The organism is Pseudomonas rhodesiae, assembly GCF_007858255.1.
GTDB lineage: Bacteria > Pseudomonadota > Gammaproteobacteria > Pseudomonadales > Pseudomonadaceae > Aquipseudomonas > Aquipseudomonas rhodesiae.
Map to the genome: position 1 here is coordinate 131501 of NZ_VFEU01000003.1, position 15543 is coordinate 147043.

The 15543-nt window shown below is 61.1% G+C and carries 16 protein-coding genes; 3 read left to right on the forward strand and 13 right to left on the reverse strand.

What is annotated here, in order from left to right:
- Positions 1 to 83 precede the first annotated feature (83 nt).
- Positions 84 to 1646: a M91 family zinc metallopeptidase gene (locus FIV35_RS05335; RefSeq protein WP_080761404.1), complete on the forward strand. Its 1563-nt coding sequence runs from the start codon at positions 84 to 86 to the stop codon at positions 1644 to 1646.
- 43 nt (positions 1647 to 1689) lie between these two features.
- On the opposite strand, the gene pcaC is transcribed toward FIV35_RS05335, so the two are convergent.
- From pcaC to pcaR, 11 genes are all read right to left on the reverse strand, one after another.
- Positions 1690 to 2088, reverse strand: a complete 399-nt coding sequence (gene pcaC, locus FIV35_RS05340) for a 4-carboxymuconolactone decarboxylase (RefSeq protein WP_034137300.1) — start codon at positions 2086 to 2088, stop codon at positions 1690 to 1692.
- A 10-nt stretch (positions 2089 to 2098) separates the two neighbouring features.
- Entirely contained in the window at positions 2099 to 2890 is a 792-nt protein-coding gene (pcaD, locus tag FIV35_RS05345) for a 3-oxoadipate enol-lactonase (RefSeq protein WP_034137299.1), read from the reverse strand.
- 10 nt (positions 2891 to 2900) lie between these two features.
- A complete protein-coding gene (locus FIV35_RS05350; RefSeq protein WP_034137298.1) occupies positions 2901 to 4265 on the reverse strand; it encodes a 3-carboxy-cis,cis-muconate cycloisomerase in 1365 nt (454 codons plus the stop codon).
- A 10-nt stretch (positions 4266 to 4275) separates the two neighbouring features.
- A complete protein-coding gene (locus FIV35_RS05355; protein WP_034137297.1) occupies positions 4276 to 5568 on the reverse strand; it encodes an MFS family transporter in 1293 nt (430 codons plus the stop codon).
- Positions 5569 to 5741: 173 nt separating this feature from the next.
- Positions 5742 to 6308 (reverse strand): protocatechuate 3,4-dioxygenase subunit alpha, encoded by a 567-nt coding sequence (pcaG, locus tag FIV35_RS05360; RefSeq protein WP_034137296.1) that lies wholly within the window; start codon positions 6306 to 6308, stop codon positions 5742 to 5744.
- Position 6309: 1 nt separating this feature from the next.
- Complete coding sequence (gene pcaH, locus FIV35_RS05365; protein WP_034137295.1) at positions 6310 to 7014, reverse strand: protocatechuate 3,4-dioxygenase subunit beta; 705 nt, start codon at positions 7012 to 7014, stop codon at positions 6310 to 6312.
- Positions 7015 to 7037: 23 nt separating this feature from the next.
- Positions 7038 to 8240, reverse strand: a complete 1203-nt coding sequence (gene pcaF, locus FIV35_RS05370) for a 3-oxoadipyl-CoA thiolase (protein ID WP_173603576.1) — start codon at positions 8238 to 8240, stop codon at positions 7038 to 7040.
- Entirely contained in the window at positions 8237 to 9016 is a 780-nt protein-coding gene (locus tag FIV35_RS05375) for a CoA-transferase subunit beta (protein ID WP_034137294.1), read from the reverse strand. The genes pcaF and FIV35_RS05375 overlap by 4 nt, the downstream gene beginning before the upstream one ends.
- Complete coding sequence (locus tag FIV35_RS05380) at positions 9016 to 9873, reverse strand: CoA transferase subunit A (protein ID WP_034137293.1); 858 nt, start codon at positions 9871 to 9873, stop codon at positions 9016 to 9018. The genes FIV35_RS05375 and FIV35_RS05380 overlap by 1 nt, the downstream gene beginning before the upstream one ends.
- 141 nt (positions 9874 to 10014) lie before the next feature.
- Positions 10015 to 11355 carry a 4-hydroxybenzoate transporter PcaK gene (gene pcaK, locus FIV35_RS05385; protein ID WP_034137292.1) on the reverse strand — a complete coding sequence of 447 codons (1341 nt, stop codon included), beginning with the start codon at positions 11353 to 11355 and terminating at the stop codon, positions 10015 to 10017.
- 145 nt (positions 11356 to 11500) lie between these two features.
- Entirely contained in the window at positions 11501 to 12343 is an 843-nt protein-coding gene (gene pcaR, locus FIV35_RS05390; protein WP_003189296.1) for a pca regulon transcriptional regulator PcaR, read from the reverse strand.
- Positions 12344 to 12905: 562 nt separating this feature from the next.
- Here pcaR and FIV35_RS05395 point away from each other — a divergent pair.
- Together FIV35_RS05395 and FIV35_RS05400 are read left to right on the forward strand one after the other, a co-directional pair.
- Positions 12906 to 13106 carry a hypothetical protein gene (locus FIV35_RS05395; RefSeq protein WP_034137291.1) on the forward strand — a complete coding sequence of 67 codons (201 nt, stop codon included), beginning with the start codon at positions 12906 to 12908 and terminating at the stop codon, positions 13104 to 13106.
- A gap of 311 nt (positions 13107 to 13417) precedes the next feature.
- Complete coding sequence (locus tag FIV35_RS05400; RefSeq protein ID WP_034096310.1) at positions 13418 to 14893, forward strand: inorganic phosphate transporter; 1476 nt, start codon at positions 13418 to 13420, stop codon at positions 14891 to 14893.
- A gap of 154 nt (positions 14894 to 15047) precedes the next feature.
- On the opposite strand, the gene ccoM is transcribed toward FIV35_RS05400, so the two are convergent.
- Together ccoM and FIV35_RS29555 are read right to left on the reverse strand one after the other, a co-directional pair.
- Positions 15048 to 15164: a cytochrome c oxidase subunit CcoM gene (ccoM, locus tag FIV35_RS30075; protein WP_034137290.1), complete on the reverse strand. Its 117-nt coding sequence runs from the start codon at positions 15162 to 15164 to the stop codon at positions 15048 to 15050.
- 143 nt (positions 15165 to 15307) lie between these two features.
- Complete coding sequence (locus tag FIV35_RS29555) at positions 15308 to 15469, reverse strand: hypothetical protein (protein WP_094064713.1); 162 nt, start codon at positions 15467 to 15469, stop codon at positions 15308 to 15310.
- Between the last annotated feature and the right edge of the window lie 74 nt (positions 15470 to 15543).

Here is a 15543-nt window from a genome sequence, read left to right on the forward strand (position 1 = left end):
AATCGAGGAGACCCCACGCGGAACGGGACTTATGTGCAAACCAACTGATAAGGCACATCCGTTAACAACCCCGAGCCTTCAGTATGACTATTTCCGCAAGCACATCTCGCCCGACGACCTACTCCGGCCATTCATCAACGACGCCGCCAGAGCCGTCCGTTGAGATCAAGTACAAACGCCCTGACTCCGATGCATTCACCGCCGCCTCCCGGCCTTCTCCGGCTGGCAGAATCGGAGAAAAAAACTACATCAACAACGAAGTTTTGTTCCAAGACAAGAACGTCAAAATCTCCCAGGATTTCGAATTCGCAGCGACAAAAAAAGGCGACGTAAGCCTGATATCCACCCAGATCGTGCTGGAAACCGGCAACCGCGCAGACAACATCCACATCACCAAGGGCACCGACGGAAAGTTGCTCGCCACCGTCAACGCAAAGGCCTACACCCTCCAGTTACACGCGCGCCCCGACCTGGGGCAGTTCCAACCCCTGCATATCAAAACCCACGGCGGCAACGACTCTGTAGTGATTGCCCCCGACGTCACCACCCCCCTCATCCGCATCGACCTGGGCGCCGGTAACGATTACGCCCATGCCGGTGGCGCCACTACTCAGATCAGGGGTGGCGCAGGAGACGACTATATCGTCATGGGCAGTGGGCGCGGTGCGGCCTCGGGCGAGGACGGCAACGACCTGTTGGTCGCGGGCAGCGGTAGCACTGCACTGTATGGCGGTAATGGCAACGATAGGATGTATGCCGTAACGCCTCTCGCCAAAGGCATGGTGCATATGGACGGCGGAAACGGTGACGACACAATGGTCGCTAGAAAGCGCCACGCCGTGATGCACGGTGGCGGTGGTAACAACCTGATGGTCAGCCACGACAGCGCGGTCATCTACAGCGGCCGTGGTAGCAACAGGGTCAGGTCCTACCACGACAATACGACGATCTACGCCAAGCCCTCAGACAACGTGGTTAGCTCGCTCAACTCACGCCGGATCGATGTAGAGCCCAGTAACGCCGGAAAAAAAGCCTTTCGAGTAGAGGGCTCTGCCGAGTTCAAACAAAACTTCGAGGACAATCTGGAGCTGTTGCGAATGTCGCCGACCGGCCAAGGCGTATTGCAGAAGGCCGACGAACTGGCCGAGCAAAACAACGCCCCCATTACCCTCCGTGAATTAAGCGCCCGCGATGACATGCTGTACGGTTTCAACAACACATCCATTGGACAACACCTTGAAGCGGGAGGTGACTTGGACTCGCTCACGCTTTCACAGCAAGGTTTCATCGTTGACGGTCAGCCGGGAGCAAAGGCTGACCGCGGCACAATCCTCTACAACCCTTTGTCCATGTATAACGAAACTTCCAGCCCAATCACCGGCCTGGCCCATGAAATGGCCCACGCGTTCAACGGTGCCACCGGCACATTTGTGCCGGGCAATACGGCGGACTCGGCCAACAATAATACCGAGGAGCCGAATCTGGAACGGCAAGCCGTGGGCCTGCAAACCACCTCAGCACCTTTTGACTTTGATGGTGACCCAAACACCGCCCCGACCACGACCAACCCGCCCCCCTTCACCGAAAATGCCCTGAAGCGGGAGATGGGTCTGCCGTTACGCAAACGTGTCTTTGAGAATCCATAGACCTGAGGTCCGAGCCCTCCACGCCTGCGCGGGAACCCCCTGTTCAAACCGGTTCCCGCGACTCCACACCCAGCTCATCCCACACCGACTCGGCCAGGTGAAAGGTCGCATTCGCCGCCGGAATCCCGCAGTAGATGGCGCTCTGCATCAGCACCTCCTTGATCTCGGCGCGGGTCACGCCGTTGCTGGCGGCGGCGCGCAGGTGCAGCTTGAGTTCTTCGCTGCGGTTCATGCCGATCAGCATGGCGATGGTGATCAGGCTGCGGGTGTGCCTGGGCAAGCCCGGTCGGGTCCAGATATCGCCCCAGGCATGACGGGTGATCATCTCCTGGAACTCGCTGTTGAATTCGGTCAACGCATTGAGGCTGCGGTCGACATGGGCATCGCCCAGCACTTCACGACGCACTTGCAGGCCGTCGGCGTAACGTTGTTTCTCGTCCACGAAAAGCTCCTTAGCGGCACAACAGGAATTTAATCACCCGGTCACTGAACGCAGCACCGGCCTGCACATTGGACAGGTGCGCGGCGTAGAACTCGGCGTACTCGGCAGCCTTGACCTGTTGCTGGATAAAGTGCCCACCCGCTGGCGGCGTGACGGCATCTTCACTGCCGGCGATGACCAGGGTCGGCACCTGGATCGACCCTAGGTTTGCGCGTAAATCCGTATCCCGTACCGCCGCGCAGTTGGCCGCGTAGCCCTGGGGCGCGGTGGCGGCGAGCATGTCGGTGATCAGTTTGGCCTGATGTGGGTTGGCGGCCGCGAAGTCGGGGGTGAACCAGCGCGCAATCGACGCATCGCGCAAAGCCACCATCGCATCCGCGCCATCGCGCAGCACCGTCTCGATGCGTGGGTTCCACACCTCGGGCGTGCCGATTTTGGCGGCGGTGTTGCACACCACCAGACGCTGCAAGCGCTCACCGGCGTTAATGCCCAGCCATTGGCCGATCAGGCCGCCCATGGACAACCCGCAAAAATGCGCGCGGCGAATCTGCAACCCATCCAGCAGCGCGAGCACATCGCGCCCCAATTGCTCGATGCTGTAAGGCCCCTCGGTCACCAGCGATTTGCCATGCCCACGGGTGTCATAGCGCAACACGCGAAAATGCTCGGTGAACGCCGGGATCTGGGTATCCCACATACGTAGGTTGGTGCCCAACGAATTGGACAGCACCAGCACCGGCGCATCCACCGGGCCTTCCAGTTGGTAGTGCAGGTCGCCCTCGGCGAGTTGTACAAAAGCCACAGCAGTCTCCTCAGGCAGTCAATGCAAAATGATCGGTCACGGCGCGGCTGACCCAAGTGTGCGCCTGCCCCAGGTAATGGGCCGGGTCGAGCAGGCGATCCAGCTCCGTGGCGGACAGTTCGGCGGTGATCTGTGGTTCGTCCGCCAATACCGCGCGCAGATGGCGCCCCTCGGCGACCGCCCGCTGACAGCATCGCTCCAGCAGATGGTGCGCGGTTTCGCGGCCCAGGCGCTGGGCGAGCACAATGCTCACCGCTTCGGCCAGCACCAGGCCCTGGGTCAATTCGAGGTTGCGCGCCATGCGCGCCGGGTCGACCTCCAAGCCCTGGCTCAGCAATACCGCCTGCTGCAAGGCACCGGAAACCAACCGGCAAATCTGCGGCAGGGTTTCCCACTCGGCATGCCACAGGCCCAGGCTGCGCTCGTGTTCCTGGGGCATGGCGCTGAACATCGTGGCCACCAGCCCCGGTACACGAGTGGCGGCGCTGATCAGGACGGCGGCGCCCACCGGGTTGCGTTTGTGCGGCATGGTGGAAGAACCGCCCTTGCCCGGCGCGGCAGGTTCGAACACTTCCGCCGCTTCGGTCTGCATCAGCAGGCTGATGTCCCGCCCCAGCTTGCCGAGGCTGCCGGCGATCAGGCCCAACACACTGGCGAACTCCACCAGGCGATCACGCTGGGTGTGCCAGGGTTGATCGGGCAGGCTCAGGTGCAGTTCGGCGGCCAAGGCTTCGGCCACCGGCATGGCCTGTTCGCCCAACGCCGCCAACGTGCCGGAGGCGCCGCCGAATTGCAGCACCAGCAAACGCGGTTTGAGTTCGGCCAGACGTTGCCGGCTGCGCGTCACCGCGCCCAGCCATCCGGCGATTTTCATGCCCAGGGTCACGGGTGTCGCATGTTGCAACCAGGTGCGCCCGGCCAATGGCACCGCGGCATAGCGCTGGGCTTGCGCGGCCAGCACATCGCCCAATTGCGCCAGGTCGCTTTCGATCAACACCAAGGCACGCCGCAGTTGCAGGACCAGGCCGGTGTCCATCACGTCCTGGCTGGTGGCGCCCAGGTGCACATAGCGCTCGGCGTCGGCGTCCTCGCTGGCAATCAATTTGCCCAAGGCTTTCACCACTGGGATCGCCGAGTTGCCCGCCGAGGCAATCGCCATGCCGAGGGCATCCACGTCGTACAGCGATGCCAGGCACGCCTGGGCAATCGGTGCCACGGCCGCTGGCGGAATCAACCCGACGCGCGCCTGCGCCCGGGCCAGAGCGGCTTCGAAATCCAGCATGCCCTGCAAGCGCCCCTGGTCGCAGAACACCTCGGCCATGCTGTCGGCGGTGAAATAGGCGTCGAACAGTTGGTTACTCGTGCGCAACGTCATAACTGAGTCCTTACAGATCGTGATGCAGGTATTCCGCCTGTTTCGGCAGACGCAAGCTGAACAGGAACGCCACCGCCATCATGCCAGTCACGTACCAGTAGAAAGTGTTTTCCATGCCCATGGACTTCAAGCCCAACGCCACATATTCCGCCGAGCCGCCGAACAGCGCATTGGCCACGGCGTAAGCCAGCCCGACGCCGAGGGCGCGAACATGGGGCGGGAACATTTCGGCTTTCACCAGGCCGCTGATGGAGGTGTAGAAACTCACAATCGCCAGTGCCAGGGAAATCAACACAAATGCCAGAAACGGACTGGTCACGGTTTTCAACGTCAACAGGATCGGCACCGTGCACAGCGTGCCGAGCGCGCCGAACCAGAGCATCGAGTTACGTCGGCCGATCTTGTCCGAGAGCATGCCGAACAACGGCTGCATGCACATGTACAAAAACAGCGCGCCGGTCATGATGAAGCTGGCGGTCTTGGCGTGCAGGCCGGCGGTGTTCACCAGGTACTTCTGCATGTAGGTGGTGAATGTGTAGAAAATCAGCGAACCGCCGGCGGTGTAGCCCAGTACTGTGATAAACGCGGCTTTGTGATGACGGAACAGCGCGGCCACACTGCCGGCGTTTTTGTCCTGGCGGGTTTCCTGGCTGGTGGTTTCTTTCAGGGTGCGACGCAGCAACAAGGAGATCAGCGCGGCAATCGCGCCGATCACGAACGGAACGCGCCAGCCCCAGGCGCGCAGCTCCTCTTCGCTGAGCAGCTGTTGCAGGATCACCACCACCAGCACGGCCAGCAATTGCCCGCCGATCAGCGTCACGTATTGGAACGAGGCGAAGAAGCCGCGCTGCCCCTTGAGCGCCACCTCACTCATATAAGTGGCCGTGGTGCCGTATTCGCCGCCCACCGACAACCCCTGGAACAACCGCGCCACCAGCAGCAATGCCGGGGCCCAGGCGCCGATATCCTTGTAGGTGGGCAGAAAGGCGATAACCAGCGACCCGGCGCACATCATCAGCACCGAGATCATCATCGAGTTCTTGCGCCCATGCTTATCGGCCACTCGACCAAACAGCCAGCCGCCGATCGGCCGCATCAGGAACCCGGCGGCGAACACACCGGCGGTGTTAAGCAGTTGAACGGTGGGATCATCCGATGGGAAAAACGCCGGAGCGAAATAAATGGCGCAGAAGGCATAGACGTAAAAGTCGAACCATTCGACCAAGTTGCCGGAAGAGGCACCGACAATCGCGAAGATGCGCTTGCTGCGTTCTTCGCCGGTGTAATGACTGGTGGTGGTCATAGTGTTTTCACTCAGTGGGAACGGTTATAGCCTAGACACACTTTGCAACAGCCATGTTCCGAAAGCGGTGCCTGAGACGGCCTGATCGGGGGCAAGCCCCCTCCCACATCTTGACCGCACCGCCTAACAACTGTGGGAGGGAGCTTGCCCCCGATCAGGCCCTACCAAACGACTCAATAATCGAAGAACACCGTTTCCTTATCGGTCCCCTGCAAAATCACATTCCACTGATACACACCGTGCGCGTCCGGCTTGGCCACCAAGGTACTCCGGCGCTCCGCGGGCACACAGGCCAGCAACGGGTCATCCCCATTCAGTGCTTCACCATCGAAATAAATCCGCGTAAGCAAGTGCTTCACCAGACCACGGGCAAACACCAATATCACCAAGTGCGGTGCCTGGGTCGTGCCGTTGAGCCCCGGCACACTGCCCGGCTTGATGGTGGTGAAGCGAAACCGCCCTTCGGCGTCCACCGGCACGCGGCCGAAGCCTTCAAAACTTGGGTCGAGGGCTTTGTCCTGCTCGTCCTCGGGGTGGTCGTACTTGCCGGCGGCGTTGGCCTGCCAGACTTCCAGCATGGCGTCATTGACGACCTCGCCCTTGCCATCCACCACTTGCCCGCTGATCGCCACGCGCTCGCCTAGGGTGGCCGGGGTGGTCAGGTCTTCGCGGTTCAGCCAGGTCAGACCAATGTGGTAGTACGGCCCGACGGTGTGGGACGTGGTTGCGTTGAGTGTCATCTTATTTCTCCATCGGCGTGGCATCGCGGCCGCGCAGGACGATGTCCCAGCGGTAGCCGAGGGCATAGGACGGAATGGTTTTTTCCAGATCGAAACGCGCGATCAGGCGTTCCTTGGCACGGGTGTCCGGCACGCAGTTGTAGATCGGGTCGTATTCGAGCAGCGGGTCGCCGGGGAAATACATCTGGGTCACCAAACGCGTGAGCACGCTGGGGCCGAACAGCGAAAAGTGGATATGGGCCGGACGCCACGCGTTGTGGTGGTTGCCCCACGGATAGGCGCCGGGCTTGATGGTCTGGAACTGGTACCAGCCGTCGGCGTCGGTAACGGTACGCCCGGTGCCGGTGAAGTTGGGGTCCAGCGGCGCATCGTGCAGGTCGCGCGGGTGGTTGTAGCGCCCGGCCGCGTTGGCCTGCCAGATCTCCACCAGAATACCGGGCACCGGCAGGCCGTTTTCATCCAGCACGCGGCCATGGATGATGATGCGTTCGCCCAGGGGCTCGCCGTCATGCTGGGCGGTGAGGTCGTTGTCCTTCTCGCCGACCCGCTCGGCGCCGATGGTCGGGCCGGTGATTTCCGACAAGGAATGGGGCAGAAACACCAACGGCTTGGACGGCGAACGCAGGTTCGTCGACTGGTACGCCGGATGCAGGTATTCAGGCTGGGTGCCCGCCTGGGGGCGCCGGTAACCGGGCTTATCACTCATGGAGCCATCCTCTCTTATTAGACTCAGACGCGTTCGATCGCCAGGGCCAGGCCTTGGCCGACGCCCACGCATAGGGTGGTCAGGCCTTTGCGGCCGCCGGTTTTTTCCAATTGATGCAGGGCCGTCAAGACCAGCCGCGCGCCGCTCATGCCCAATGGATGGCCAAGGGCAATAGCGCCGCCGTTCGGGTTGACCTGCGGCGCATCGTCGGCCAGGCCCAGTTCACGCAGTACGGCCAGGCCTTGGCTGGCGAAGGCTTCGTTGAGCTCGATCACATCGAAATCGCTTACTGCCAGGTCCAGACGGGCCAACAGTTTGCGCACCGCCGGCACCGGGCCGATGCCCATTACGCGCGGGGCTACACCGGCACTGGCCATGCCCAATACGCGGGCGCGGGCCGTCAAACCGTGTTGTCGCACAGCCTCGGCGGACGCCAGAATCAGCGCCGCCGCGCCGTCGTTGACCCCCGAGGCATTGCCGGCGGTGACACTCTTGTCGGGGCCGTTGACCGGCTTGAGTTTGGCCAGGGCTTCCAGGGTGGTGTCCCGTGGATGTTCATCGCGTTCCACCACGGTTTCGCCTTTTTTATGGGCGACCCGCACCGGCACGATTTCCTCGGCAAAGTAACCGGCGGCCTGCGCGGCAGCCGTGCGTTGCTGGCTGCGCAGGGCGAACGCGTCCTGGTCGGCGCGGGAGACGTTGTAATCGTCGGCCACGTTATCGGCGGTTTGCGGCATCGCATCCACGCCGTATTGGGCTTTCATCAACGGGTTGATAAAGCGCCAGCCGATGGTGGTGTCTTCCAGCGTCATGTTGCGCGAAAACGCGGCATCGGCCTTGCCCATCACGAAGGGCGCACGGGACATCGACTCGACGCCACCGGCAATCACCAACTCCATCTCGCCGCTGGCAATGGCACGAAACGCAGTGCCGATGGCCTCCATGCCCGAGGCGCACAAACGGTTGAGGGTCACGCCCGGCACGCTCTCCGGCAGGCCGGCCAGCAGCAACGCCATGCGCGCCACATTGCGGTTGTCTTCGCCGGCCTGGTTGGCACAGCCGAGGAACACCTCATCGACCGCGTCCCATTGCACCGACGGGTTGCGCGCCATCAGCGCCTTGATCGGCAGCGCCGCCAGGTCGTCGGCGCGTACGCTGGATAAACCACCGCCAAAGCGGCCGATGGGGGTGCGAATGGCGTCGCAGATAAATACCTCGCGCATCAGGCTTCTCCCGGGGCTTGGCCGTGGGCGGCGGCGGTGCGGGCTTCAAGGTCGCGCAACGCGGTCAGCTCGGCCTCAGTGGGTTCGGCGGTGGTGCTGACCTGTTCGGCGAAACGAATCGCCCAACCGGTGGCGGCCACCACCTGTTCACGGGTCACGCCGGGATGCAGCGCGGTGACCACGAACTCATGGGTGCCCTCCTCCGGCTCCATGACGCACAGGTCGGTAATAATCCCTACAGGCCCTGCGCCTGGCAGACCCAGCCGTTTACGCGAGTCGCCGCCTTCGCCATGGCCGACCGAGGTGATGAAGTCCAGCTTGTCGACGAACGATCGCGCCGACTGCTTGAGAATGATCAACACGCTCTTGGCCGAGCCGGCGATTTCCGGCGCACCCCCGGCCCCCGGCAAACGCACCTTGGGCTGGTGGTAATCGCCGACCACGGTCGTGTTGATATTGCCGAAACGGTCGACCTGGGCCGCGCCGAGGAAGCCCACGTCAATGCGCCCGCCTTGCAGCCAGTAACGGAAAATTTCCCCAGTGGGCACCACGGTGTCGGCGGTTTCCGCCAGCTCGCCATCACCGATGGACAGCGGCAGCACGGACGGCTTGGCGCCGATCGGGCCGGACTCGTAGATCAGCACCACGTCCGGCGATGAGGTCAGGCGCGCCAGGTTGGCGGCCTTGGAGGGCAGGCCGATGCCGACGAAGCACACCGAACCGTTGTTGAGGCGGCGCGCGGCGGCGACGGTCATCATCTCATTGGTCGAATAGGTCATTACTTGGCCTCCGGTGCGGCGGCCAGCTTGGCCTGGAACTCAGTGAAATCGGCAGTGCCGCGGATGTAGTCGTCGATCCATGCGGTAAAGGTCTCACGGTCGCGAGCGATAGGGTCCCACGCCTGATAGAAACGGTTATCCCGCTCGTTGTAGCCATGGGCGTAGGACGGGTGCGCGCCGCCGGGCACATGGCACACCGCTGTCAGGGCCCAGGTCGGCAGCACACAGCTGTTCATCGGCGCGTTCAGGTCGTCGACGATTTCTTCCACGGTGACGATGCAACGCTTGGCGGCCAGCGCGGCTTCTTTCTGTACACCGAGAATGCCCCAGAGCAACACGTTGCCCTTGCGGTCGGCCTTCTGCGCGTGAATCACCGTGACATCCGGGCGCACCGACGGCACCGCTGCCAGCACTTCGCCGGTGAATGGGCAAGTCACGCTCTTGATCAGCGGGTTGACCTTGGGCAAGTCGGAACCGGCGTAAGCGCGCAGCACCGCGAACGGTAGGCCGGAGGCCCCGGCTACGTAAGCATTGGCCAGGTCGGCGTGGCTGTGTTCTTCGATCTCCAGCGGTTGCGGCCACTGCTTTTCGACCGCGTCGCGCAGACGATGCAGGGAGCCTACGCCGGGGTTGCCGCCCCAGGAAAAAATCAGCTTGCGGGCACAACCGGCGCCGATCAACTGGTCGTAGATCAGGTCAGGTGTCATGCGTACCAGCGTCAGGTCTTTCTTGCCTTGACGAATGATTTCATGACCCGCTGCCGTAGGAATGAGGTGGGTAAAACCTTCCATTGCGACGGTATCGCCGTCGTTGACGAATTGCTTTACCGCATCACGCAGGGCAAGGATTTCAGCCATGGGGGTCGGGCTCCCGGTGTTGATCGAAAAAGGCGCTGAGGGCGCGCCGAGTGCTTGCAGATTAAGCCGGGCAAATGGGCCGAACAATCCGATAATCGACTAAGCGTTCGATTATCGAACTGATTGTTGGCAGGCTATCGATCAGGTCGCGTCGGCATGGCTGACCATGCCTTTGATCACAACCGCAGTGGTGGCCAGTGCGGCGGGAATCACCAGGGCGGTGAGCACTTGCTCGAAGTTCCAGCCCAGGCCCAGCAGCGTGGCGCCCATCCAGGCCCCGAGAATCGCGCCGAAACGCCCGATGCCAAGCATCCACGACACCCCAGTGGCGCGGCCTTGGGTCGGGTAGAAGCGCGCCGCCAGGGAAGGCATCGCCGATTGCGCGCCGTTGACGCACATCCCGGCGATCAGCACCAGGGTTGCCAGTAGCGTGATGCTGCCCAGGCTCTGCCCGACCGCGTAGGCAAACACACCGGCCAGCAGGTAAAACGTACCGATGACCTTATGCGGGTTGAACCGGTCCATTGCCCAGCCCACGCCGACCGCGCTCAATACACCTCCGAACTGGAACAGCGCGCCGATAAACGCGGCCTGCTCCATGCTCGCGCCGCTGTCGCGCATCAGGGTGGGCAGCCAGCTGGTCAGCAGGTACACGATCACCAGGCCCATGAAGTAGGTCAGCCATAGCAACAAGGTGCCGGCGCTGTAGGTACCGGAAAAGATCACCGCGAACACGTTGCGTGCCTTCACGGTTTTTTGTTCGGGCACACTGAAATGGGTGGCCTGGGCGACGAGATTGGGTTCGATGGGCGAGAGGGTCCGGCGCACTTTGTCGGTGCCACGGTTGCGTACCACCAGATAACGCGCCGATTCCGGCAACCACACCAGCAGCACCACGGCCAGGATCAACGGCAGAATGCCGCCGATCAACAACAGGCTATGCCAGCCAAACGCGGGGATCAGCTTGGCCGAGATAAACCCGCCGCCGGCCATGCCCAGGTTGAAGCCGCAGAACATGCTGGTCACCAGCAGCGACTTATGGCGCTCAGGGGTGTATTCGGAGAGCAAGGTGGTGGCGTTGGGCATACCCGCGCCCAGGCCCAAGCCGGTGAGAAAACGCAACACCAGCAACTGATCGACGCTGCTGCTGTAGGCCGAAGCCAGGCTGAATGCACCGAACACCAGCACCGCGCCTACCAGCACGACTTTGCGCCCGAAACGGTCGGCCAGCGGGCCGGAGCCCAGGGCGCCGAACACCATGCCGATCAGCGCGGCGCTCATCACCGGGCCAAGGCTGGCGCGGTCGATGCCCCAGTCCTGGGACAAAGCCGGCGCGATGAAGCCCATGGCCGCCGTATCGAGGCCATCGAGAAACACGATCAGGAAACACAGGATGACCACGCGCCACTGATAGCGCGACAGTGGCTGGCTATTGATAAAGGACTGCACGTCCAGAGAAGTACCGACAGAAGGCTGATTCATTATTTTTATTCCACACCGATGGCGGGCTGACGGCCTGGGGCCGTCATTCTTATTAAAGGGCGCTGGAACAGCGCTGCCGCACATTAATAAGCCGGGGGAAACACCGTCAATTGATCAGATCGGGATCTGTGCGGTCACCGAACACTTAGGCAAACAGCTGCGCACTCAGCTCGCGGCTGGCGCTGAGCATACTGGGCAAGAAACGCTGTTCCAGCTCGCTGCGACTGACCCGCCCGGCGTGGGTGCTCACATTCAGCGCCGCGAGCACTTGGCCGGAGGCGTCATACACCGGCACGGCGATGGAGCGCAGGCCCTGTTCGAGCTCCTGATCGACGATGCACCAGCCCTGCTGACGTACCTGTTGCAGGCATTCGAACAAGGCTTGAGGCGTGGTAAGGGTACGGCTGGTCTTGGTTTGCAGATCGGCGTGGTCGAGGTAGTCCTGCAGCGACGCATCGTCCAGCGCCGCCAGCAGGATGCGACCCATGGAGGTGCAGTACGCCGGCAAACGCCCGCCGACGGAGAGGTCCACGGAGATCAGGCGCTGAGTGGTGGCCGAACGGGCGATATAGAGGATGTCATCGCCTTCGAGGGTCGCCATGTTGCAGGCTTCGTGGAGTTGCTCGCTCATGCGATCCAGATAGGGCTGTGCCGATACCGCCAGCGGCGTGGACGACAGGTACGCGTGGCCCAGGGTCAGAACCTTGGGCAGCAGCGAATAGGTACGCCCGTCGGTGGTGGCGTAGCCGAGTTTGATCAGGGTGTGCAGGCAACGGCGCACGGCGGCACGCGGGATTTCGGTGCGATGGCTGATCTGGGCGATGGTCAGGTGGCGTTTGCGCTCCTGGAAGGCTTGCACCACGGCCAGGCCGCGGGCCAGGGAGGTCATAAAGTCGGGATCACCGGTAAACGCCTGGATGCGTTTTGCCGGCGAGGCAACGATCGGAGGGGCTACGGACGCGAAAGAATTGCGCAATTGATCATTCATCTCGATGCCTTCTCTTATTGTCAGCCGCAGGGGAGGTTTGCCCGGTATTACAAGCCGCGCCGGCCGCGCGATACAAGCTTGGGGCGACGACGCCGGGCGATTATCGAACGGGTATTCGATTATCGCAACTCGTCGTATTCCTGCCCGGCAGGCCCAGCGCTCAAACCTGATGATGCTGCGCAAAGTTATACAAAACGATGTTCGCCGTTAAAGCAGTTGCGGACTTTCTGACGCTAGACTTTTATTAATACTCACACGCGGGTATCACAAGATGTTCACACATCCTTGAAGCTTTTTAACTCTATGCCGATAGTGTTATTCAGATGCGCGGCTATAATGCACCCTGTGCTCAGGCCCATTCGACGTTGCTAGCGCAAGCGGGCCCGAAATCGTGCACAGGCAGTGCATGACCGAGCGCAACTACTTGCCTGAAATGACCGCCACGGTCTGTCTTCTGTATTTTCAAACTTGAACACGACACCGGTTCAACTTTGAACAATCCGGGGCGGCCATCAGGCATGACGCTTGAACTTAAATACACTCAACTCATTTAGGTAACAATGTGACGAAAGATGAACTGCGCGCGGAACTTGAGCGCCAGGAACAACGTTACAAGGACGTTTACGGCGGGGAAGTCACCACCTACGCCGCCCAGCCTGAACCTGAGCGCAAACCGTGGCGCAAGCGCGCCAGCCTGCTGGATCAGGCGTTTGCCCAGGAAATCCAAAAGATAGAACAGGAACTCAAGGCCCAAGAGCCATAAGCGATTCGGTTACAGCCTGGGTGTGGCCTTGGCTGCTGGCGTATGGCTAGCAGCCGGCTCCTTGGTACCTCACCACTTCCAGTAAAATTTCATACAAATGTTTCCGATATGACATTTTGGTGACATTCCCCCTCCTCGCACGCCCTCTGCTTTATAAATCAAACACTTGCCAAAGCCCCGGAATCCCTGGGATACACGCCGTCCCTGGGTATTTTTTCATTGATGAATGTTACCGATGAGCAGCTAGTGCATCGATTACCGAGGTTTTCTGGCATAATCGCGCCCCCTTACGACCGGGTCAGAAAACCTTCATGATCGATTTATTCAGCGGACTGGATGCGTGGGTTCTAGTGAGCCTGTTGCTCGCCCTGGCCTTTGTCCTCGCCTTCGAGTTCATCAATGGCTTTCATGACACCGCTAACGCGGTGGCCACAGTCATCTATACCAAAGCCATGCCGCCACACCTGGCCGTGTTCTTCTCCGGGGTGTTCAACTTCCTCGGCGTGTTGCTCGGCGGTGTGGGTGTCGCTTACGCCATCGTGCATCTGCTGCCGGTGGAGCTGCTGATCAATGTGAATACCGGCCATGGTCTGGCCATGGTCTTCTCATTATTGGCGGCGGCGATCACCTGGAACCTCGGCACCTGGTATTTCGGCATCCCTGCTTCCAGTTCCCATACCTTGATCGGCTCGATCCTCGGTGTCGGCCTGGCCAACGCACTGATCAACGACATCCCCCTGGCTGACGGTGTGAACTGGCAGAAAGCGATCGATATCGGTGCCTCTCTGGTGTTCTCGCCGATGGCCGGGTTCCTGGTCGCAGCCCTGGTGTTGATCGGCCTGAAGTGGTGGCGCCCGCTGTCGAAGATGCACAAGACGCCGGACCAGCGCCGCAAGCTCGACGACAAGAAGCACCCGCCGTTCTGGAACCGTCTGGTACTGGTGATCTCAGCCATGGCCGTAAGCTTCGTGCACGGTTCCAACGACGGTCAGAAGGGTATCGGCCTGATCATGTTGGTGCTGATCGGTATCGTACCGGCGCAGTTCGTTCTCGATCTGGGCAGCACCACTTACCAGATCGAACGCACCCGCGACGCCACCGTGCATTTGAGTCAGTTCTATCAGCGCAATAACGAAACCCTCGGCGAGTTCCTGGCCCTGGGCAAAAGCATGAAGGACGACCTGCCGGGCAAGTTCCAGTGCAACCCGCAACAGACCGAGCCGACCATCAACGCGCTGGTCAACACCTTGAAAGGTGTGTCCGACTACCATTCGCTGAGCGCCGATCAACGTATCGAAGTGCGTCGCTACCTGCTTTGCCTGGACGACACCGCGAAGAAAGTCGGCAAGCTGCCAGGCCTGGATGCCCGTGAGAAATCCGACCTCGACAAGCTGCGCAAAGACCTGACCGCCACCACCGAGTACGCACCGTTCTGGGTGATCCTGGCCGTTGCATTGGCCCTGGGCCTGGGCACCATGGTCGGTTGGAAGCGCGTAGTGCTGACCATCGGCGAGAAGATCGGCAAGCAAGGCATGACCTACGCCCAAGGCATGTCGGCGCAGATCACCACGGCGAGCATGATTGGCCTGGCCAACATCTTCAGCCTGCCGGTGTCGACCACCCATGTGCTGTCGTCGGGCGTTGCCGGCACCATGGTTGCCAACAAAAGCGGCCTGCAAGGCGGCACGGTCAAGACCATCCTGATGGCCTGGGTGCTGACCTTGCCGGCGACGGTGGCGTTGTCGGCCGGGTTGTTCTGGCTGGCGTCCAAGGCGCTGGGTAGCTGATCACCCTGCGCTGAATAAAAAAAGGTGCGGCCTCGCAGGAGGACCGCACCTTTTTTTATGGCTGCGCATTAATGCCAGGCTTAAATAACAGGCAAAAAAAAGGGCGACCGAAGTCGCCCAAAATGCCTTGCGTGCTCATGTAATCCGGAAAGACTTAAGGTTTTTTACGCTTATGCGAGTCTTTCCAGATAAAAATTCCAAACCCTACAAAGAACAACACCATGAGGCTGACCGTCAGCACTCCGGCAAACACCACATTATCGATAAACATGACCGGCCTCCTGTGCTTGCCCTGTTGCGATGGGGCTAAGTTAATGGAGAAGGCACATTGGAAAATTGACGGGGATCAATGTCGCCCGCGACGGGGCGTAAAGGAGGGAAATAACTGACCTGCATCAATAGATGCAGGCCATTTCAACGCTTTTTAGGTTTGTTTTTCGGTTTCTTCTTGGCTTTTCCAAGGGGCATGGCCTGTTCGAATGCCTGGCGAACTTCATTCAGACGTTTCTCGTTAAGGTCATGCACCCGCTTGGCGCGTTCGGCATTCAGGTCGATCAGCTTGGGTTCATCACTCATGGCTTGGCTTTTGTGGTGGCGGGAATGCCCCAATAATGCGGCCAACCCCGCCCCACGGCAAATCAGCGGACGAC